The organism is Flavobacterium sasangense DSM 21067 (assembly GCF_000686885.1).
GTDB lineage: Bacteria > Bacteroidota > Bacteroidia > Flavobacteriales > Flavobacteriaceae > Flavobacterium > Flavobacterium sasangense.
In genome coordinates, this window is sequence record NZ_JMLU01000008.1 from 105,670 (window position 1) to 126,873 (window position 21,204).

Genomic DNA, 21,204 nt, shown 5'->3' on the forward strand with positions numbered 1-21,204 from the left:
AATTCATTTTCTCATTCCCATCAAAAATCCGTAACTTTACCTTTCAAAACATACACAAAATGGACTTTTTATATCAAGACCCGTATCCAATTTTAAAAGACGATACACACTACAAAAAATTAACTTCTGATTACGTAAAAGTTGAGCAACTTGGCGATAGAGAAATCTTAGTGGTGGATCCAAAAGGATTAGAATTATTAGCACAAGAAGCTATGGACGACGTTTCGTTTATGTTGCGTTCGGCACATTTACAAAAACTAAGAAACATTATCGAAGACCCAGAAGCAACAGACAACGACCGTTTTGTGGCTTATAATTTATTACAAAACGCTGCTGTAGCTGTAGAAGGTCAATTGCCTTCTTGTCAAGATACTGGAACAGCCATTGTGGTTGCCAAAAAAGGTGAAAACGTTTACACAGGAGTTGATGATGGCGAATGGTTGTCAAAAGGAATTTACAATACGTACCAAAATAAAAATCTTCGCTACTCGCAAATTGTTCCGATTTCGATGTTTGAAGAAAAAAACTCGGGTTCGAACTTACCAGCACAAATCGACATTTATGCAAAAAAAGGAAATTCGTATGAGTTCTTATTTTTAACAAAAGGTGGTGGTTCGGCAAACAAAACGTTTTTATATCAAAAGACAAAATCGCTGTTAAATGAAAAATCGTTAGACGAATTTGTTCGTGAGCGCATTATGGATTTAGGAACAGCGGCTTGTCCACCGTATCACTTAGCTATTGTTATCGGTGGAACTTCTGCGGAAGCGAATTTAGCTGCGGTGAAAAAAGCTTCGGCAGGATATTATGACCATTTACCAACTTCTGGAAATATGTCAGGTCAAGCGTTTCGCGATTTAGAATGGGAAAAAAGAGTGCAAATCATTTGTCAAGAAAGTCAAATTGGAGCCCAATTTGGTGGAAAATATTTAACGCATGATGTTCGTGTCATTCGTTTACCGCGTCATGCTGCATCTTGTCCAGTAGGAATGGGAGTTTCTTGTTCGGCAGATAGAAATATCAAAGGAAAAATCACGAAAGATGGTATTTTCTTAGAGCAATTGGAAACGAATCCTGCTCAGTTTTTACCTGAAACAGCACCTCATTTAGAGCCAGCAGTAGAAATTGATTTAAACAAACCAATGCCAGAAATTTTAGCAGAATTATCAAAATATCCAATCAAAACGCGTTTAAAATTAAACGGAACTTTGATTGTGGCTCGTGATATTGCACATGCAAAAATCAAAGAATTGTTAGACGCTGGAAAACCAATGCCAGAATATTTCAAAAATCACCCAGTATATTACGCTGGTCCAGCAAAAACTCCAGACGGAATGCCATCAGGAAGTTTTGGACCAACCACCGCAGGAAGAATGGACGTTTATGTAGACGAATTCCAAGCGGCTGGTGGAAGCATGATTATGTTAGCCAAAGGAAACCGAAGCAAAGACGTAATGAACGCTTGTAAAAAACACGGCGGATTCTATTTAGGTTCGATTGGAGGCCCTGCTGCGATTTTAGCCAAAGAAAACATCTTATCGGTTGAAGTGGTAGATTTCCCAGAATTAGGAATGGAAGCCGTAAGAAAAATTGAAGTGAAAGATTTCCCTGCTTTTATTATTACCGATGATAAAGGGAATGATTTCTTTATGAATCTTTAGTTTAGAACAAAAAGAAAAGAAGCAAGAAAAAAGGAACCTGTGAGTTGAAAGACTTGCAGGTTTTTTATTTAAAATAAGATTCTAATAACGTTATTGCCTTTTTGACTTTACTGTCAAATGTAAATTTAAAAATGACCATAAAAACAATCAAAAAAGGGAAAAACAATAATACTTGTTTATCTTGTGTTTTGAAATAAACAAAGCCTATAAAAAGAGGTTCTATCAAAATAATAATCCACAAAACTTTTTTTATCATTGCACTCAACTGAAACTCTAAATCCATTTGATTGCCATGAATTTTTCCTGATATTTCAGGACGAAATTGTTCTCTTGGACCGTAATCAAAGGTTGGTTTAATGTTAATTTCTCCGCTCAAATTTACATTACCTTCAAAATCAAATTTAGAATTATCACGGAGAAAATTTTCAACCTTAGCTTGAAGAATTGCAATCATTTCTTCTTTTGAAAGAGTGGTTTTTATGATTTGTGATTTTTTGAACATTATTCCGAAATTTTTACTTCAATTATGCTGTCTTCTAACTTCTTATTTTTTATGTCATAATCAATCTCATTGGGACTTTTAATTCTTTCTTCATTGTTTTTATCAATGACTTTGAGTTCTATTTGATTTGCATCAATATTTTCTTCTTTAGGCATATTTGTTTGTTCCAACACATGAATTGAGACGAACAAAACAATAAAAATAAGTGGGAAACAATTTATCAGATAAAACAAATTAAATACTACTTCTTTGAAATTTTTAGATGTAAGCTCAACATATCTACTGATGCCAATAACAATGAAAAAAAGATAAAAAATAAAAATAAAAACTGTAGCCTCTATTTTGCCAAAAAAAATAAAACTCAATATAATTAATTGCAAAATCAAACTTAGTAAGGCAACAAATCTAATACTTGTTGAAAGCTTGTATTTTATTCTATCAAATATATTCATAACTAAGAACTACTCCACAAACAACACCAATCCTTTCAAATAATGACCTTCTGGATGGTAAATGTTCGTTGGGTGATCGGGACCTTGTTCTAATTTGTGTAAAACTCTTATGTTTCTTCCGGTTTCTATGGCTGCTGCGGCAACGGTGTTGTAGAACAAAACATCGTCAATAACTTGCGAACAAGAAAAGGTGAATAAAATTCCGTTTGGAGCTAAAGCTTTTAAACCTGCAATGTTTAAACGTTTGTAAGCTTGTGTTGCCGTGTGTTTGCTTTTGATGCTTTTAGCAAATGCGGGTGGATCTAAGACAATTACATCATAAATTTGATGATTCTCTTTCATGAAGTTGAATACATCATCGGCAACTGCTTTATGATTGGCGTTTGGGAAATTTAATTCCATATTGCTTGCTGCTAAATCCACAGCTTTTTGAGAAATATCTACCGAAGTTACCAATTCAGCTCCAGCACTCATTGCGTAAATTGAAAATCCGCCTGTGTAGCAAAAGGTGTTTAGTACTTTTTTGCCTTTTGAAAATTCGCCTAGTAATTTTCGGTTTTCGCGTTGGTCTAAGAAAAAACCTGTTTTTTGACCTTCAACCCAATTTACCGAAAACAAAATGTTGTTCTCTTTCGCAACTGCTTCTACTTTATTTCCGAATAAGAAATAATCAGTTCCTGTATTGGGTAAAGTTCCAGAACTTTTGCAATAAATAGTTTCGCAATACTCCGAAAAATTCGATTTTATAGCTTCTGCAATTTGTTCCATTTGAAGAAAAACTCCAGTAGAATGCGCTTGAATTACCCAATTTTTATCGTAATAATCAATAATTAATCCCGAAATTCCATCTCCTTCTCCGTGAATGACACGAAAAGCATTCGTAACTTCAAAATCCAATATTTGGGTACGTAAATACCAAGCCGATTGTAGTTTGGCTGCCCAAAAATTCTCAGAAAAAGTTTCATCGCCAAACGTCAAAATACGAACTACAATACTTCCTTTGTCGCTGAAATATCCAGTTCCTAAATGATTGTTTTTCGAATCGACTACATCAACCATTTCGCCATCGTTAATTACACGACTCACACCGTAAACCGCACCACTAAAAATCCAAGGATGACGACGTTGAATTGATTTTTCTTTACCTGATTTTAAAATTACTTTTGGGAACATATTAATGTGTCAATTTGAAAATGTGTCAATGTGCCAATTTAATTAGTCAATTTGAAAATGTGTCAATGTGCCAATTCTTATTATTGATTCATCAACTAATTGACACATTCTCTTATTGTCACATTGGCTTATTGCCTCATTGGCTCATTTTTTTAGTGGTTGAAATGATTTTATTTGTAATTTTTAATATGTCAAAAACCTCATTTAGTAATTCTTCTGAATTTGGATAATTTTCCAACTCATTACAAAGGAATAACCAAAACTCGGTTTCATCGGCTTCTTTCATTGCAATTTTCATTTTATGAATGAAGTCAGCTTTACTTTCAGAATTTTGAGCTTCTTTGATGTTTGCTCCTATTGAAGTTCCTGATTTTAATAGTTGATTGGCGATTACATACTTTCTATCTTCTTCTAATTTTTCTGTGTATTGAACTACTTTTTTAGCAAATTCAAATGATTTTAAAAGAATTAAATTGTTTTTGTACTTTTCTTGAAATGTTATCATGGCTTATATATTTGTTTAATGTGTCGATTTTATAATGTGCCAATGTGTCAATTGAACTATAGTTAAGCAAATTGACACATTGACTAATTGCCTCATTGGCTAATCGATTTTCATTTCTGGGATTTCTCCTTCAATGATTAAATCTGCTTCTGTTGCTTTGATAATGTCTTCTACTGAAACACCTGGCGCACGTTCTAACAATTTGAATCCTTTTGGTGTGATTTCTAAAACCGCTAATTCTGTAACGACTTTTTTCACACAACCAACACCGGTTAAAGGAAGCGTACATTTTTTCAAGATTTTCGATTCTCCTGCTTTATTTACGTGCATCATGGCTACTATAATATTTTCTGCCGAAGCTACTAAATCCATAGCGCCACCCATTCCTTTTACCATTTTTCCTGGGATTTTCCAGTTGGCAATGTCTCCGTTTTCAGAAACTTCCATCGCTCCTAAAATCGTTAAATCTACTTTTTGCGCACGAATCATTCCGAAACTAAAAGCCGAATCAAAGAAACTTGCTCCTGGTAAAGTTGTAATCGTTTGTTTACCTGCGTTGATGATATCCGCATCTTCTTCTCCTTCAAAAGGGAAAGGTCCCATACCTAATACTCCATTTTCCGATTGAAATTCAACTGAAATATCGGTGCGAACATAATTGGCAACTAAAGTTGGGATTCCGATTCCTAAGTTTACATAGTAACCGTCTTTCACCTCTTGTGCTATTCTTTTTGCTATATCTTCTTTTGATAACATAATTCTTTCTTTTTTACTGAACACTAAAAACTGAACACTGATTACTTTTGACGAACTGTTCTTTGCTCAATTCTTTTCTCAAATTTCTCCCCTTGGAAAATACGGTTTACCATAATTCCAGGAATGTGAATTTCGTTTGGATTTAAAGTTCCTGCTGGTACTAATTCTTCTACCTCAGCAATAGTGATTTTTGCAGCACCTGCCATACAAGCGTTGAAATTACGAGCTGTTCCTTTGAAAATAAGATTTCCTGCTTCGTCACCTTTCCATGCTTTTACGATTGAAAAATCAGCTTTATATGCCAATTCCATTACGTGCATTTTTCCGTTGAATTCGCGAGTTTCTTTTCCTTCTGCTACTTCTGTTCCAAAACCTGCTGGGGTAAAGAATGCTGGAATTCCGGCTTGTGCAGCACGGCATTTTTCTGCTAAAGTTCCTTGAGGCGTTAGCTCTACTTCTAATTCACCTGAAAGCATTTGGCGTTCGAACTCAGCGTTTTCTCCCACATAAGAAGAAATCATTTTTTTGATTTGGCGTTTTTGTAATAGTAATCCCAATCCGAAATCATCCACACCTGCATTATTTGAAATACAAGTTAAATTGGTTACATTTTTACGAACTAATTCAGCAATACTGTTTTCAGGAATTCCACAAAGACCAAAACCACCTAACATGATGGTTTGTCCGTCTTGAATTCCTTCTAATGCTTCTTGTACGTTATTAACTTTTCTAGAAATCATATTTTGGTTTGTTGTTGTTTATAATCCGAATTCATCCATACTAGGTTCATCTGTTGGCACAGCTGTTGAATCCACTACTTTTTTAGGTGTCCAACAATCTACTTTGATAGATAAATTTTCTGGTTTTTCAAAAGGTTCTTTGGATACATCTAAATCGCTGTCTGCATAACATTTTTTCATGAAAATCCCCCAAATAGGTAATGCCATTGTAGCTCCTTGACCAAGTCTTGTTGCTCTAAAATGGGCAGCTCGGTCTTCGTTTCCAACCCAAACTCCAGTGGCAAGATTTGGCACCATTCCGATAAACCATCCATCGGAATTATTTTGAGAAGTTCCTGTCTTTCCTGCAATTGGATTTCCAAAACTATAATCGTATTGGATGAAACCACCGCCACCATATTTCAATCGCGCTCCTGTTCCTGAACTGGTAACTCCTTCCATTAATTTTACAACGGCATAAGCGACATCTTTATTCACGACATCTTTTGTAACTGGCACTGGTTGGTCAATAACCACTCCGTTTTTATCTTCAATTTTGATGATAAATGTTGGTTTTACATATACCCCTTGATTGGCAAATGTACTCATAGCACCAACCATCTGTTCCACAGTAATATCAACAGCACCTAATGCAATAGAAGGTTGCTCTGGAATATCAGAAGTAACTCCTAATTCTTTCGCCATATCCACAACTGCTTTTGGCCCTACTCTATCAATTAATTTAGCTGAAACCGTATTAATTGAGTTCGCTAATGCTTTTTGTAATGTAATGGTTCCTCTGTAATTGCCGTCGGAATTTTTTGGAGACCAATCAGCATCGATTCCCCATTTGCCTTTTGGCATAGTGAAATAACTATCAATAATAGAATCACAAGGCGACATACCTAATTGTTCAATAGCTGTTGCATACAAGAATGGTTTAAAAGTAGAACCTACTTGTCTTGCTCCTTGCCCAACGTGATCGTATTGGAAATATTTGTAATTAACTCCTCCTACCCAAGCTTTGATATGACCACTTCTTGGTTCCATAGCCATCATACCTGTTTGCAACATGTGCTTGTAGTAAATAATGGAATCTGTTGGTTTCATGATAGTATCTTTTTCACCTTCATAGGTAAAGATTTTCATTTTTGCAGGCACATCAAAAGATTTTAGAATTTCTTCTTCTGATTTTCCATTCAAGTCCATTTTTCTCCAACGCTCAGAATTTTTCTTAGCTTGCATCATGATTTGTTGCGTTTGCTCTGGAGTAATATCTACGAATGGTGCGTTTTCTTTTCCTTTTGCATTAATGAAGAATTCTTTTTGTAAGTTTTTCAAGTGCTCGGTTACCGCTTCCTCTGCATATTGTTGCATTTTGGAATCGATAGTCGTATAGATTTTTAGACCATCACGATACAAATCATATTCGGTTCCGTCTGGTTTTAAATGGTCTTTTACCCATTTTTTCATGTAATCTCTTAAATATTCTCTAAAGTAAGTAGCACTTCCTTCGGAATGACTTTCCGGTCTAAAATCTAATTTAATTGGAAGTTTTCTTAGTTCTTCTTTTTTAGCTTCAGAAATTACGCCATTTTTCACCATTTGTCCTAAAACCGTATTTCTTCGGTCTAAAACTAATTTGGCTCTTTTTTTACGATTTGGATTATATAAAGATGGATTTTTTAACATCCCCACAAATAAAGCACCTTCTTCAATAGTTAAATCTTTTGGTTCTTTGTTCATATAAATTTTTGCTGCTGAACGAATTCCAACCGCTCCATTTACAAAATCTACTTGATTTAAGTATAGCGCAATGATTTCTTGTTTTGTATATTGACGTTCCAAACGGATTGCAATAATCCATTCTTTTACTTTTTGAATTACCCTAAATAAAATAAATTTTGAACCTTCACCATGGAATAAGTTTTTAGCTAATTGTTGAGTAAGTGTACTTGCTCCTCCATCTCTACCTAATCGAACAACTGCACGTAAAGTTCCTTTGGCATCAATTCCTGAATGTTCGTAGAAACGCTCATCTTCTGTGGCAACTAACGCTTTTACTAAATGTTGTGGTAATTCTTCATATTTTACAGGTGTTCTGTTTTCTTTAAAGAATTTTCCAATAACCACTCCATCCGAAGAAATAATTTCGGTTGCTACATTTGAATCTGGATTTTCTAAATCGTCAAATGAAGGCATTTTTCCGAAAAATCCCCATGATGCAAAAAGGAATAACAAAATTACTCCTAAAAATCCGTAGGCAAATAATTGCCAAAATTTTCTTTTATACTCTGAAAAATCGTTTGTATTTGCTTTTTTGGTAGCCATACTATTTTATTTTTTCAATTCTTAATCCTAATTCTGTAATTCCATTCAGTTCTGACACTCCATCAACTTTTCCTGTCTCTCTCACCGCCTGAACTACCTCAACATTATATTTTCCTGCTCTACTAAATTTGAAATTCTTCAAATACCACAACTTACTTTCCTTCACATCTGAAAAACCTTCGCCTAATAGAGTTCCATCTGGGTTTGCCATTAAATACTCTAATGTATCTACTTTAATGGTTGGTTTTTTCCCTGGCTCTTTCATAGTAACAATCAAATACATGTTATTGAAAGGATAATCATTGTTGTTTCTCACATTTAAAAATAAATGATACGGATTCACCGTGTCTTTCTGCTCAAATGCGAAACGCAAGGTGTCTGATTTTTTCCAAGAACCGCCTAACTCTTTGTATTCACTGAAAAATTGCTTTTCATCGCAAGAGAAAAAAAGCACAGTGAATAGCATTAACCCAATAAATTTAGTCTTTTTTAGGAACATTTTTGAAATTTGATGGTTTACGTTTTTTGTTTTTATTGTTGTTCTTTTTCTTAGGTTGATCAAAACGTGTTAAACTGTCTTGTCCTACCACATTTTCGAATTTTTTCTCTACTTCTTGAACAGTTTCCACTACATAATCTTCCAATGCTGCTACATGTTCTTTTTTCTTATTAATCGCTACAATTTCTTTTACTTTTGCAACAGGTAAAACCAACCAATGTGCTGGAGCATTAGCATAAGAAAACCACATGATTTCTTTGAAAATATCGATTTTCTGGCAATATGCATCGCCTTTTTCGGTATATAATTTCGTATCCATATCGGGCATATCTTTCAATGCATCCAAATAGGTATCTAATTCATAATTCAAACAACATTTTAATTTACCACATTGTCCGGCTAGTTTTTGTGGATTTAAAGATAACTGTTGGTAACGTGCTGCCGAAGTATTCACACTTCTAAAATCGGTTAACCACGTTGAACAACACAATTCTCTTCCGCAAGAACCAATTCCTCCCAAACGAGCGGCTTCTTGACGGAAACCTACTTGTTTCATCTCGATTCTAATCTTGAATTCTTGTGCAAATTCTTTAATTAATTGACGGAAATCTACACGGTCATTTGCAGTATAATAAAACGTTGCTTTAGAGCCATCTCCTTGAAATTCAACATCCGAAATTTTCATTTCTAATTTCAAATGAATAGCGATTTCTCTGGCGCGCATACGAACGGCTTCTTCCTTATTTCGAGCTTCTGTCCAAATATCGATATCGCGTTGTGATGCTTTTCTGTAAATTTTAGCTAATTCTTTATCGGGATTTTCGCCTTTCTTTTTCATTTGAATTTTTACCAATTCGCCTGTTAAAGTCACAATTCCGATATCGTGTCCTGGAGATGCTTCAGTAGCGACGATATCTCCAATAGCCAAAGTTAGTTTTTCTGTATTTCTAAAAAATTCTTTTCTACCATTTTTAAAACGAATTTCGGCCGCATCAAATGGTTCTTGACCACCTGGCAACGTCATGTTTGATAACCAATCGAAAACCGAAAGTTTGTTGCAGCTATCGGTGCCGCAAGTCCCGTTATTATTACATCCTTTTGGTGTGCCGTCTTTAGCACCCGTGGAACAGTTTGTACATGCCATAGTTGAATATATGTTGATTGTCCGTTTGTTGGACTACGTTTCTAAAATGTTTTTGAGCGTAAAGATATTGATTTTTTATGGAAACTTTCAAAAATCAATATCGAAGTTAACCAAAAAGAAAAAACCTATCTCATTATAAAACGAAATAGGTTTTCATATAGTATTGTAAAACAAAAAATTAAGTTTCTTTTACAGTAATAATGTGCACCGGACAAGCTTTTGCGGCTAATTCACAATTTTCAACAATCGTATGGTCAGCCGATTTTAAAGTGTGAAAACCTTTGGCATCAACTGATTTAATTAATACTGATTTTCCGTCTTTTTTGGACATTTGAAATTGTGCGGGTGCCATTTCTACACAATAATTGCAACCAATGCATTTGTCTCTTTGAAGCGTAACAACGACCATTAGTTTTCTACAATTTTATACATTTTGTCCGATAAACGAATACGGAACGGCACTTTTAAAGTACAACTATCTCCCTTAGTTGCTTTTTCAGAAGTGACATCATTCACAAAGAAATCTTCTAAAATTAATTCTTGCGCACCGGTTGACGGACCTGTAATTAAAATCTTATCTCCTTTTTTTATGTCGTAAGCTTCGATTTTGAATTCGGCGATGCTTGATTTGGGGAAATAATGCATTCCTTTTCCAACATATACTTTTTTCTGAGTTGCATTGGAACCGGGATTATCAGACCATTCGCCTAACTTTTGTCCCAAATAATAACCGCTCCAAAAACCACGATTGTAAACGGTTGCCAAGGCTTCCATCCAAGTTTGAATTTTTTCTTTAGTAAACGTTCCTTCGTAATAAGAATCGATAGCTTCACGATACGTTTTGATAACGGTTGCTACATAATCAGCTGCTCGTCCTCGACCTTCAATTTTTAAGACTTTTATTCCAGAATCGATAACTTGGTCTAGAAAATCTAGCGTACATAAATCTTTTGGCGACATCATATATTCGTTATCAAGTTCGATTTCAAAACCAGATTCTTGGTCGATAACGGTATACTTTTTTCGACAATTTTGTTTGCAAGCACCACGATTTGCTGATGAATTATGCGAATGTAAACTCAAATAACATTTTCCTGAAACCGCCATACACAAAGCACCGTGACCAAAGATTTCAATTTCTACTAAATTACCACTTGGTCCTTTGATTTGCTCTTTTTCAATGTCATCTGTGATTTTCTTTACTTGACGCAGACTCAACTCGCGTGACAACACAATTGTATCGGCAAACATCGCGTAGAATTTTACGGTTTCGATGTTAGTTACATTCAATTGGGTAGAAATGTGCACTTCTATTCCCATCGTACGAGCTGTCATAATCACCGCTTGGTCGGATGCGATTACAGCTGTAATTCCCGCTTCTTTGGCTTTGGTTAAAAGCGTTTTTACAATCGATAAATCATGATCGTAAATAATGGTATTCAAAGTTAGATAGGTTCTAACGTTTTTTTCGTTGCAACGACGCGCAATTTCTGGTAAATCATCTAAAACGAAATTTACTGTTGCTCTTGCACGCATGTTTAATTGTTCGACACCAAAATAAATCGAGTCGCAACCATTATCTAAAGCTGCTTGCATCGATTCGAAATTTCCTGCAGGCGCCATTAATTCTATTCTTCCAGAAGTTGTCATTAGTTGATAATTTTAAATAACTTATCGGATAATCTTACTCTAAAAGGCACTTCGAAGGTTACTTTATCGCCAACTTTTGCAGAAGAATTTTCTATTCCGTTTACGAACATTTTTTCTAAAACCAATTCTTGATTTCCAGTTGTTGGTCCAGAAATTAAAATTCTATCTCCAACATTAAGTTCTTGGTTTTCTATAACGAAAAGTCCTACTTGTGCTTTCACATAATAATGTTCGGCTTTACCAAGCAATACTTTTTTTACTTTTATTTTCTGACGAATGTCTTTTGTTTTTTCGGCTACAGCCAAAGGTTTGTCTGACAATTCTCCTGAATGCTTGAATTTCAAATTTTCCGATTTTCCTTTGCGGAAAACTTTATTTCCAACTTGTTTTCCTCTTCGAAGTTTCACTTGTTCGGCTAATGGCAAATGTGTGATTTCTAAACATTCGGTTGAACAACAATTTTCCATAGCTGCTTTACATTCGTCACATTGGATGAATAATAAATGACAACCATCGTTTAAACAATTCGTGTGATTATCGCATGGTTTTCCGCATTGGTGACATTGTGAAACGATATCATCGGTAATTCTTTCACCTAATCTGTGGTCGAAAACGAAATTCTTTCCGATGAATTTACTTTCTAAGTTTTCTTCTTTGATTTGTTTGGCGTAATTGATAATTCCTCCTTCTAATTGGAAAACATTTTTAAAACCTTGGTGTTTGAAATACGCCGATGCTTTCTCGCAACGAATTCCTCCGGTGCAATACATCACCAAGTTTTTATCTTCTTTGAAATCTTTTAATTGTTCGTTGATAATAGGTAACGATTCACGAAAAGTTTCCACATCTGGTGTAATTGCGCCTTTAAAATGACCGATTTCACTTTCGTAATGGTTTCTAAAATCAACAACAATAGTGTTTGGATCTTCTAAAATTTGATTGAATTCTTTCGCTTTTAAATGCACTCCGATATTGGTTACATCAAAAGTTTCGTCGTTCAAACCGTCGGCTACAATTTTGTCTCGAACTTTTACAGTTAATTTTAAAAACGAATGATCGTCATGTTCTACGGCAACATTCAAACGAATGCCACGCATAAAATCATATGCTTCTAAAGTTTCTCTAAAAGCTTCAAAGTTTTCGGCTGGAACCGACATTTGAGCATTGATACCTTCTTTGGCTACATAGGTACGACCAAGAGCATCGAGTTTGTTCCATTCGATAAATAAATCGTCGCGAAATTTTTTGGGATCTTCAATTTTGGCATACGCATAGAAAGATAATGTAAGACGTTGTTTTCCTGCCTCATCAATTAACTGAGCTCTTTCTTCTGCGCTTAAGGTGTTATACAGTTGCATGCTATAAACGTTTTAAGGTTAGAGACGCGATTAATCACGTCTGTACAGAAATATGTTAAGAATTCTAAATGGAAGAATTCGGGCACAAAGGTAATAAAATTGATTAAAAATCAAATCTTTAAATGAATTGGAAAACATATTAACAATTTTTGGCACAATTGAAAAAAGCTGTATTTTTACAAAAAAAGAATTGTAATCAATTTAAAGCCAAATATTATGAGTTCAGACAAAGAAGCAAAATTAAAAGCCTTACAACTAACATTAGACAAACTTGACAAAACATACGGAAAAGGAACCGTAATGAAACTAGGTGATAGCGCTGTTGAAGAAGTAGAAGCTATTCCTACAGGTTCGTTAGGTGTTGATTTAGCGCTTGGAGTAAATGGATATCCAAGAGGTAGAATCATAGAAATCTACGGACCAGAATCGTCAGGTAAAACTACGTTAACATTACACGCCATAGCTGAAGCTCAAAAAGCAGGAGGAATTGCAGCATTTATTGATGCAGAACATGCATTTGACCGTTTTTATGCTGAAAAATTAGGGGTTGATATCGACAATTTAATTATTTCACAACCTGATAATGGTGAACAAGCATTAGAAATTGCTGAAAGTTTAATTCGTTCAGGAGCGGTTGATGTTGTAGTAATTGACTCGGTTGCTGCTTTAACGCCAAAAAGCGAAATTGAAGGCGACATGGGTGATTCTAAAATGGGATTACACGCACGTTTAATGTCGCAAGCGTTGAGAAAATTAACAGGAACTATTCACAAAACCAATTGTACGGTTTTCTTCATTAACCAATTACGTGATAAGATTGGGGTAATGTTTGGAAGTCCAGAAACTACAACTGGAGGAAATGCCTTGAAATTTTATGCTTCGGTTCGTATTGATATTCGTAAATCAACTCAAATTAAAGATGGTGAAAACGTTATTGGTAACAGAACTAAAGTTAAAATTGTAAAAAATAAAGTAGCACCACCTTTTAGAACAGCAGAATTTGATATTATGTATGGTGAAGGAATTTCAAAAGTAGGTGAAGTTTTAGACTTAGCTGTAGAATTTGAAATCATCAAAAAAAGTGGTTCTTGGTTTAGTTACGGAGAAACGAAATTAGGTCAAGGTCGAGATGCTGTAAAAGCATTAATCAAAGACAATCCAGAATTAATGGACGAACTAGAACAAAAAATTAAAGAGCTTATCAAAGAAAATAACGCTTAAAAATTAAATCACGCCTTGAGCGTGATTTTTTTTGTAATTTAACGCAACCTTTTAAAAAAATTTGAATCTAACAATTAAAGAAGAAATCAAAATGAAGAAATTTGTATTACTGTTAAGTGTTTTGTTTTTATTTAACTCATGTAACATGGATGACAATGGTGATGATTTTCAGTATGTATTATTACCCGTTGCTTCTGTTGAAATTCCGACAGAATTTGAGTTAGGAGAAACCTATAATATTGTTGTAAGATACTACAGACCTACTACTTGTCACGCCTTTGATGGCTTTTATTATGAGAAAGATTTAAACATACGAACTATTGCGGTGCAAAATATTGTTTTTAATCAAAACAATTGTGAACCATTGACTGATGTGTTAGTTGAAGAAAATTTAGAATTTCATGTAACTAATAATGGAAGCTACATATTTAAGTTTTGGCAAGGTAAAGATAGTAACGGGCAAGATATTTTCTTGGAATATGAAATACCTGTAATTTAAAAAAAATAAGCTTTTGATAATCGAGCAACTCATACATGAATGTACTAAGAATAATATCAAATCGCAAGAGCAACTTTATAAATTATTAGCGCCGAAGTTGTTTGCTGTGTGTTTGAAGTATTCGCGTAACTATGAAGAAGCTCAAGATAATTTACAAGAAAGTTTTTTAGTAATTTTTGAGAAAATTGGTCAATTTAAAAATACAGGATCATTTGAAGGTTGGGCAAAACGTATAGTAATTAATTATGTTTTACAACAATATCGAAATCAAAAAATATTTGAAATAATATCTGAAAAAATTGCTGTTGAAGAAGAAGTTGAAATTGACGATGAAAATGTAAGCTTAGAGTTTTTAACTAAGATAATTCAAGAATTACCAGACCGCTACAGATTGGTTTTTAATTTATATGTGATTGATGATTATTCGCATAAAGAAATAGCAGAAATGTTGGGTATTACTATTGGAACATCAAAATCTAATCTAGCCCGCGCGAAAGCAATTTTAAAACAAAAAATTGAATTGAATAATAGCTATTCAATTAAGAAGACAAAATGAAAGAGCAAAAAAATATAGAACGTTTATTCCAAGAAAAATTCAAAGACTTTGAAGCTATTCCGCCTCAAGGATCTTGGGATTCAATTGCTTCTAAATTAAATGAGAAGAAAAAGAAAAAAAGAATTGTACCGTTTTGGTTTCAAGTATCCGGAATTGCTGCTTCATTGTTAATTATTGGAACGCTAATTTGGAATTTTCAATCAGAGGACAATGAAATCATACTAAATAATAATAAAACAGTCGTTGGCGTTGATAAAGAAAATACTACTCGTGGAAATTCAGAAAAAAATAAAATTTCATCAGACAACGAAAACAATCAAAATACAATAAAAGAAAATCAAACTAATTCTTCAGAAAATAATAAAAAGCAATTTGATTCTAATTTAATAAATCTAGAAAAATCGAATACTAAAGTGGTTTCGAACGAAAATCAAAATACTCGTTCAAGCAAAAAAAACAATAATATTAATTTATCTGGAAACAAAAAACGATTTAACAACAATATAAAAGAGTCAAATAATACAGTTGTTTCTAACTCTAAAACTAACAAAACAAAAAGAAGTAAATCATCAATTAAAAATAACGATAACTACAATCTAATTGCTGATACTGAAAATTATAAAACAACTAAATTAGTTTCAAACAAAAAAACAAAGAACATTAAATCTAAAAAAGAGACCATAGATTCTGACAAAATAAATTCTTTTTTTGATAAAACTGAAACCATAACAAATTACGTAAATACAACTAATGATTCTCTAACAGAAAAAACTATTGACACGGGAAGTGTTATATTAACTTCTGTTGAAGACATCATTAATAACGATAGTACGCTAGTGGCTGAAATTTCTCCAGAAATTAATTCCCTAGAAGTATTGCTCAAAGAAAAAGAGGCTGGGAAAAATGAAGATGAAAAAGAAAAGAAAAAAAGAGATAAATGGGCGATAAGCACAAACGCATCGCCTGTTTATTTCAATTCTTTAGCTGAAGGTTCGTCTTTAGATCAAGAATTTGAAACGAATAGTAAAAACTACTCAACCACTTACAGTTATGGTGTAACAGGAATTTACAGCATTTCTAATAAAGTAAGTATTAGAACGGGAATAAATAATATTCTATTTAGTTATAATACAAATGATGTTGTTTATGAAAGTAAACTAAGTGCTACTTCTGCTAGTAATAATGTAGAAGCAATCACAAGAAATGCACAGGGAAATAACATGAATTTTTATTCTAAAAACAGCAATCAAAATAGTTTAAATGAGGATGTAGAAAACTTCACTCAAGAAAACATTGGTGCTTTAAAACAAGATATAAACTATATTGAAGTACCTGTTGAATTAAGTTATAAATTACTAGACAAAAAATTTGGAATAGAAGTAATTGGAGGGATGAGTACCTTGTTTTTAAATAACAATACTGTTTTACTAGTTACTGACGGAATGGAAATGAATGTAGGAAAGGCAAATAATCTAAACAATATACATTTTAGTAGTAATGTCGGTTTGGGTTTTAAATATAATTTTTGGAAAAGCTTTAATGCCAATTTCCAACCTATGTTTAAATACCAAATCAATACTTTTAGTGAAAACTCTGGTAACTTCAAGCCTTATTTTATCGGTTTATATACCGGAGTTAGTTTTAGTTTTTAAGCTTTGTTGGTTAAGCTTAAAATTTTTAGTTAAGTTGTTTCTTTTCTAGTTAAAATGAAACTGAGAAAGTCCAAATGCGTTTGGACTTTTTTATTTTAAATCCTCCAATAAAGGTTGTAAAATAATTTCTCTTACTTGTTGTTTCAGAGCATTTTTATCTTCTAAGGTTTTTCCTTTGGTTTCAATTATCGGATAAATTTTAGCACGCATTTTTCCTGGACTTCCACTGAAAAAAGTATAAGAAAAACGTTTTTTGTTATCGAAAAAAACCATTGGAACAATAGGTAATCCGTGTTCTAAAGCAATTCTGAAAGCTCCGTCTTTGAATTCGTCTAAAACAATATGCTCTTCTGGAACACCGCCTTCTGGAAAAATACAAATGCTCAATCCTTGGTGAATTCTTTTTTGCGCACGTTCAAAAACCGCATAGCGACTTTTACTACTACTTCTATCAACCAAAATACAAACACGTTTATAGATAAATCCAAATAGTGGAATCTTAGCCAATTCTTTCTTTCCTACAAAAACAAAAGGGTGATTTTTAACCGCAATCAACATCAACATAATATCGGTCATGGAAGTATGATTAGCAACTAGCATATAACTTTTGCCATCTTCAAAAACTTCATCGCCTTCGATAGAATAATTAAATCCCATTCCAATTAAAATAATCTTAGACCATAACCTCGCAATTTTAAAAAATAATGGATAGGTCTTTTCGCTTAAGATCGTAGCCAAAATAAATGGAAACAAAACAATAATTGGAACTAAAACCAAAATGTAAAACCAAATGCGATATAATAATGTAAGCGGATATTTTAAAAATTTCATTAAGCGTGATTATTTGATTTCCAAAAGTAATCATTTATATAAAACCTATCTCTTTTTACTTTTCTGTTTTTACTTTACATTTGCAATTCTAAATAACAACTTAGCAACGCATAGCGTTAAAAAACAACAATGGCAAAAATCTTAACCGGAGTTCAAAGTACAGGAACACCACACTTAGGTAATTTATTAGGAGCAATTATTCCTGCTATTCAAATGGCAAACAATCCTGATAACGAGTCTTTTCTTTTTATTGCCGATTTGCATTCGATTACGCAAATCAAAAATGGAGCAGAATTAAGACAAAATACGTATAGTGTTGCGGCGGCATGGCTGGCGTGTGGTTTAGATACAAATCGTGTGGTTTTTTACCGCCAATCTGATGTGCCTCAAACCACAGAGCTTTCTTGGTATTTGAGTTGCTTTTTTCCATTCCAACGTTTAACATTAGCGCATTCTTTCAAAGATAAAGCCGATAGATTAGATGATGTTAATGCGGGATTATTCTCATATCCGATGTTAATGGCAGCAGATATTTTATTATACGATGCCAACTTTGTTCCTGTTGGAAAAGACCAATTGCAACATTTAGAAATTACGCGTGATGTAGCTTCGAGGTTTAATCACCAAATGGGTGAAACGTTTGTATTACCTGAAGCGAAAATCGATGAGCAAATCATGATTATTCCGGGAACAGACGGGCAAAAAATGAGTAAATCGAGAAATAATTTTATCAATATCTTTTTAGATGATAAAGCGTTACTAAAACAAATCAAGTCCATTGAAACCGACAGCACACCGCTTGAAGAACCAAAAAATCCAGATACCTGTAACGTGTTTGCATTATACAAATTATTAGGTTCTACTGAACAAGTTGCCGATTTACGTGCCAAATACGAAGCAGGAAATTACGGCTATGGTCACGCCAAACAAGCTTTATTTGAATTAATCGTTGAGAAATTCAAAACCGAAAGAGAAAAATACAATTACTACAGCAATAACTTAGAAGAAGTAGATAAATTATTATTGGAAGGTGCCGCAAAAGCAAGTGCTGTAGCAAATGGTGTTTTGAAAAGAGTGAGAGAGAAGTTGGGTTACTAAGAAAACTCAACTTTAAATAAAGAAAAACCTCAAAGTTTAGATGTCTAAATTTTGAGGTTTTTTATTAAGTGGAAGTTCGATCAATATCTAATAATCATCCTTAATTATTCCTTTTAAAATCCATTTGTTATTTTTTCTAATAGAAATTATTTTAAAAGTATATGGAATACAACCTCCTTTAGTTAAATTAAAAAATGCTTTGTTTTTTTTATCATTGATAACTACTCTTGAAATTGAAACTATGGTATGTTCATTATGATTATGATTACTTGTAATATGAGGTAAAAATTCTGAACCATAAAGATTAATTAATAAAGTTGAATTTTTAACTTCATTTTTATTTACTTGCCTTAAATCAAGTGAATCAAAAATTGGTTTAAAATCATTAAAATGTTTTGCAAACTCATTTTCGTAATAAGTGAAATCAATTCCTCTCAAAGTGTCAATTATTCCAATTCTATATTTATTTTTTTGCTTAGCTAACTTTTTTATTTTCTCTTTTTCTTCATTTACTAATTTAAAAAATTCTTCATCAGAAGAAATTTTATAGTTTTCATTTTGAAGACTATCAGGCGGTGGTGGAGGTGGAGGAATAAATAAACTACCAATCTCGGGTATCACTTCCGGCAACACATCACATAAAACTTCTGCTTCTAATTCTTCATAGGTTTTTTCTTTCTCGAAGCAAGAGAAGAAAAATAAAACTATCGTTATGATGCTAAGTGCTTTTTTCATGTTTTAAATTTAGGAATTTCAATCAAAAAATAAGCCAAAAAATTTAGAGAAGCTGAAACGAGTTCAAATTTCCAAATAATAACTCTAGACGTCTTCTTGTCATTCCGAACTTGTTTCGGAATCTCCATACATAAACAAGAAGCTGAAACAAGTTCAGCTTGACAAACTATCTGATATTATTTTTTATAAACTAAACTTCTGTCATCCTGAACTCGTTTCAGGATCTAATCATTTCAAATTATCAAGAAGCTGAAACAAGTTCAGCTTGACAAGAAAACGTTTAAACCACCTCAAACATTTTACCTGGCAAAGGACGAATCACTCCTTTTAATTCCATATTTAACAAAATAGAAGAAATGCGATAAATCGGAAAATCACATTCTAATGCGATGATGTCCATCATTTCTTTTCCTGTTTTTTGAAGGTAATCGTAAATGATTTGTTCTTCATCGGTTAAGGTAACGAACAATTGCTTTTGTACTACTTTTTGAGATTCGCGTTGCAATTCCCAATTCAAAATATAGACCAAATCAGCTGCCGAAGTGAGTAAATTCGCGCGTTGTGTTTTAATCAAATTGTTGCAACCTTGACTGTACTTATCCGTGGTTCTTCCTGGAACTGCAAAAACATCTCTATTATAATCGTTAGCTAAATTAGCCGTGACTAATGAACCGCCTCTTTCAGCACTTTCAATTACGATGGTAGCTTCGCTTATCCCAGCCACAATACGATTTCGTTTGATGAAATTTTCTTTATCGGGATTGCTGGTGCTCCAAAATTCGGTTAAAAAGCCGCCGTTTTGTTCCATTTTAGCCATGTACTTTTTGTGTGTTTTAGGATAAATTTGATTCAATCCGTGTGCTAAAACACCGATGGTTTGCAAACCACAATCCATTGCCATTTGATGCGCGAAAATATCAACGCCATAAGCAAAGCCACTAACAATTATTGGATTTAATGGTGAAATTTCTTCAATCAATTTCTTAGTAAATTCCATACCATATGTGGTGATTTGACGCGTTCCAACAATACTGATGATTCTTTGGTTTTGTAAATCGATATTTCCAACTTGGAATAAAAGTACGGGACTATCGTAGCAATGTTTTAATCGTTCGGGATAATTTTCTTCTTGAAAATAAGTAGTGGAAATATTTTCTTGTGCAAGAAATTGGAGTTCGGCTTCCGCTTTTGCAAATACCGATTTGTCTTGTAAATTTTTAATTACAACCGAACCAATGCCGTCAATTTTTTGAAGTTGGGATTTCTTTGAAGCGAAGACTTCTACTGCGTTTCCGCAATGTTGGAGGAGTTTTTTTGCGATTACATCTCCTACTCCTTCCACTTGCATGAGCGCAAGCGTGTGGTATAATTCTGACTGTGTCATGGCGTGTATAAAATTTATTTGGCGTATAATTGAAGAACAAAAATAGTAGTTTTTAAGAATAATCCAAAGGTTTTTACCACATAGAAACATAGAAAATTATCTTAACCGCACAAGACATTCCATTTTACATAGAAAACAAAGACCAAGAAAGAAAATGAAAACCTAACTAGGTACTATCTTTAATTGCAAATTTATGTTGTTATTTTTTTTAACTTTGTTACACCGAGAGGAAGCTTCTTGCGATTATTCACTGGATGTTTACCTTGTGTAGCCTCAACTTGTTTGGGGCTATTTTTTTCTATTTTGTCTTCTACGAAGCCACATGCCCGAGAGGATAACTTTTGCTCCTCTTCTTGGATATTTATTTTATAGTTATCATCATAAGGTTCATTTTTGTTCCATAAATAATAAATCATTGTTAATAATTTCTTTTGAACAGCTACATAACTTTTCATTTTTATACCATGTTTTTTATAGG

Annotated in this window: 21 protein-coding genes and 1 pseudogene; 6 read left to right on the forward strand and 16 right to left on the reverse strand. The window is 33.4% G+C overall.

Translation table 11 applies throughout. From position 1 onward, the window contains the following. Positions 1-59 precede the first annotated feature (59 nt). Positions 60-1,661: a fumarate hydratase gene (locus BP92_RS0108015; protein WP_026725586.1), complete on the forward strand. Its 1,602-nt coding sequence runs from the start codon at positions 60-62 to the stop codon at positions 1,659-1,661. Between the two features lie 64 nt (positions 1,662-1,725). On the opposite strand, the gene BP92_RS0108020 is transcribed toward BP92_RS0108015, so the two are convergent. The 12 genes from BP92_RS0108020 to trhO form a co-directional block, all read right to left on the reverse strand. Next, positions 1,726-2,163 (reverse strand): hypothetical protein, encoded by a 438-nt coding sequence (locus BP92_RS0108020; protein ID WP_026725587.1) that lies wholly within the window; start codon positions 2,161-2,163, stop codon positions 1,726-1,728. Beyond that, positions 2,163-2,615: a hypothetical protein gene (locus BP92_RS0108025; RefSeq protein WP_026725588.1), complete on the reverse strand. Its 453-nt coding sequence runs from the start codon at positions 2,613-2,615 to the stop codon at positions 2,163-2,165. The genes BP92_RS0108020 and BP92_RS0108025 overlap by 1 nt, the downstream gene beginning before the upstream one ends. 9 nt (positions 2,616-2,624) lie before the next feature. Continuing rightward, complete coding sequence (locus BP92_RS0108030) at positions 2,625-3,788, reverse strand: class I SAM-dependent rRNA methyltransferase (RefSeq protein WP_026725589.1); 1,164 nt, start codon at positions 3,786-3,788, stop codon at positions 2,625-2,627. A gap of 136 nt (positions 3,789-3,924) precedes the next feature. Beyond that, the gene (locus BP92_RS0108035) at positions 3,925-4,293 is read right to left on the reverse strand and encodes a four helix bundle protein (RefSeq protein WP_026725590.1); all 369 of its coding nucleotides are present in this window, start codon (positions 4,291-4,293) and stop codon (positions 3,925-3,927) included. A 99-nt stretch (positions 4,294-4,392) separates the two neighbouring features. Then, positions 4,393-5,049 (reverse strand): CoA transferase subunit B, encoded by a 657-nt coding sequence (locus tag BP92_RS0108040; protein WP_026725591.1) that lies wholly within the window; start codon positions 5,047-5,049, stop codon positions 4,393-4,395. Positions 5,050-5,090: 41 nt separating this feature from the next. Further along, entirely contained in the window at positions 5,091-5,789 is a 699-nt protein-coding gene (locus BP92_RS0108045) for a CoA transferase subunit A (protein ID WP_026725592.1), read from the reverse strand. An 18-nt stretch (positions 5,790-5,807) separates the two neighbouring features. Next, positions 5,808-8,099, reverse strand: coding sequence for a penicillin-binding protein 1A (locus BP92_RS0108050; protein WP_026725593.1), 2,292 nt, complete (start codon positions 8,097-8,099; stop codon positions 5,808-5,810). Position 8,100: 1 nt separating this feature from the next. Then, on the reverse strand, positions 8,101-8,598 hold the full coding sequence (locus tag BP92_RS0108055) for a gliding motility lipoprotein GldH (RefSeq protein WP_026725594.1): 498 nt from the start codon (positions 8,596-8,598) through the stop codon (positions 8,101-8,103). Next, positions 8,579-9,742: a PSP1 domain-containing protein gene (locus tag BP92_RS0108060; RefSeq protein ID WP_026725595.1), complete on the reverse strand. Its 1,164-nt coding sequence runs from the start codon at positions 9,740-9,742 to the stop codon at positions 8,579-8,581. The genes BP92_RS0108055 and BP92_RS0108060 overlap by 20 nt, the downstream gene beginning before the upstream one ends. A gap of 178 nt (positions 9,743-9,920) precedes the next feature. Further along, positions 9,921-10,151: a ferredoxin gene (locus BP92_RS0108065; protein WP_026725596.1), complete on the reverse strand. Its 231-nt coding sequence runs from the start codon at positions 10,149-10,151 to the stop codon at positions 9,921-9,923. Further along, positions 10,151-11,392 (reverse strand): peptidase U32 family protein, encoded by a 1,242-nt coding sequence (locus tag BP92_RS0108070; RefSeq protein ID WP_026725597.1) that lies wholly within the window; start codon positions 11,390-11,392, stop codon positions 10,151-10,153. The genes BP92_RS0108065 and BP92_RS0108070 overlap by 1 nt, the downstream gene beginning before the upstream one ends. Continuing rightward, complete coding sequence (trhO, locus tag BP92_RS0108075; protein WP_026725598.1) at positions 11,392-12,750, reverse strand: oxygen-dependent tRNA uridine(34) hydroxylase TrhO; 1,359 nt, start codon at positions 12,748-12,750, stop codon at positions 11,392-11,394. Before trhO ends, BP92_RS0108070 begins: the two co-directional genes overlap by 1 nt. Positions 12,751-12,966: 216 nt before the next feature. On the opposite strand from trhO, the gene recA reads away from it, so the two are divergent. The 4 genes from recA to BP92_RS16020 all read left to right on the forward strand — a co-directional run bounded on the left by recA (position 12,967) and on the right by BP92_RS16020 (position 16,678). Then, complete coding sequence (gene recA, locus BP92_RS0108080; protein WP_026725599.1) at positions 12,967-13,971, forward strand: recombinase RecA; 1,005 nt, start codon at positions 12,967-12,969, stop codon at positions 13,969-13,971. A 91-nt stretch (positions 13,972-14,062) separates the two neighbouring features. Beyond that, complete coding sequence (locus BP92_RS0108085; RefSeq protein WP_026725600.1) at positions 14,063-14,470, forward strand: hypothetical protein; 408 nt, start codon at positions 14,063-14,065, stop codon at positions 14,468-14,470. A gap of 13 nt (positions 14,471-14,483) precedes the next feature. After that, positions 14,484-15,026, forward strand: a complete 543-nt coding sequence (locus BP92_RS0108090; protein WP_026725601.1) for an RNA polymerase sigma factor — start codon at positions 14,484-14,486, stop codon at positions 15,024-15,026. Next, on the forward strand, positions 15,023-16,678 hold the full coding sequence (locus BP92_RS16020; RefSeq protein ID WP_035693116.1) for a hypothetical protein: 1,656 nt from the start codon (positions 15,023-15,025) through the stop codon (positions 16,676-16,678). Before BP92_RS0108090 ends, BP92_RS16020 begins: the two co-directional genes overlap by 4 nt. Before the next feature lie 90 nt (positions 16,679-16,768). Here the strand turns inward: BP92_RS16020 and BP92_RS0108100 are convergent, their stop codons facing one another. Further along, positions 16,769-17,509 carry a lysophospholipid acyltransferase family protein gene (locus tag BP92_RS0108100; protein WP_026725602.1) on the reverse strand — a complete coding sequence of 247 codons (741 nt, stop codon included), beginning with the start codon at positions 17,507-17,509 and terminating at the stop codon, positions 16,769-16,771. A 129-nt stretch (positions 17,510-17,638) separates the two neighbouring features. Here BP92_RS0108100 and trpS point away from each other — a divergent pair, with 129 nt between their 5' ends. After that, a complete protein-coding gene (gene trpS / locus BP92_RS0108105) occupies positions 17,639-18,607 on the forward strand; it encodes a tryptophan--tRNA ligase (protein WP_026725603.1) in 969 nt (322 codons plus the stop codon). A gap of 87 nt (positions 18,608-18,694) precedes the next feature. Here the strand turns inward: trpS and BP92_RS0108110 are convergent, their stop codons facing one another. From BP92_RS0108110 to BP92_RS0108125, 3 genes and pseudogenes are all read right to left on the reverse strand, one after another. Next, positions 18,695-19,342 carry a hypothetical protein gene (locus tag BP92_RS0108110; protein ID WP_026725604.1) on the reverse strand — a complete coding sequence of 216 codons (648 nt, stop codon included), beginning with the start codon at positions 19,340-19,342 and terminating at the stop codon, positions 18,695-18,697. 280 nt (positions 19,343-19,622) lie between these two features. Continuing rightward, entirely contained in the window at positions 19,623-20,726 is a 1,104-nt protein-coding gene (gene dprA, locus BP92_RS0108120; protein ID WP_026725605.1) for a DNA-processing protein DprA, read from the reverse strand. A gap of 191 nt (positions 20,727-20,917) precedes the next feature. Then, positions 20,918-21,204: pseudogene (locus BP92_RS0108125) on the reverse strand (hypothetical protein); the annotation flags it as partial.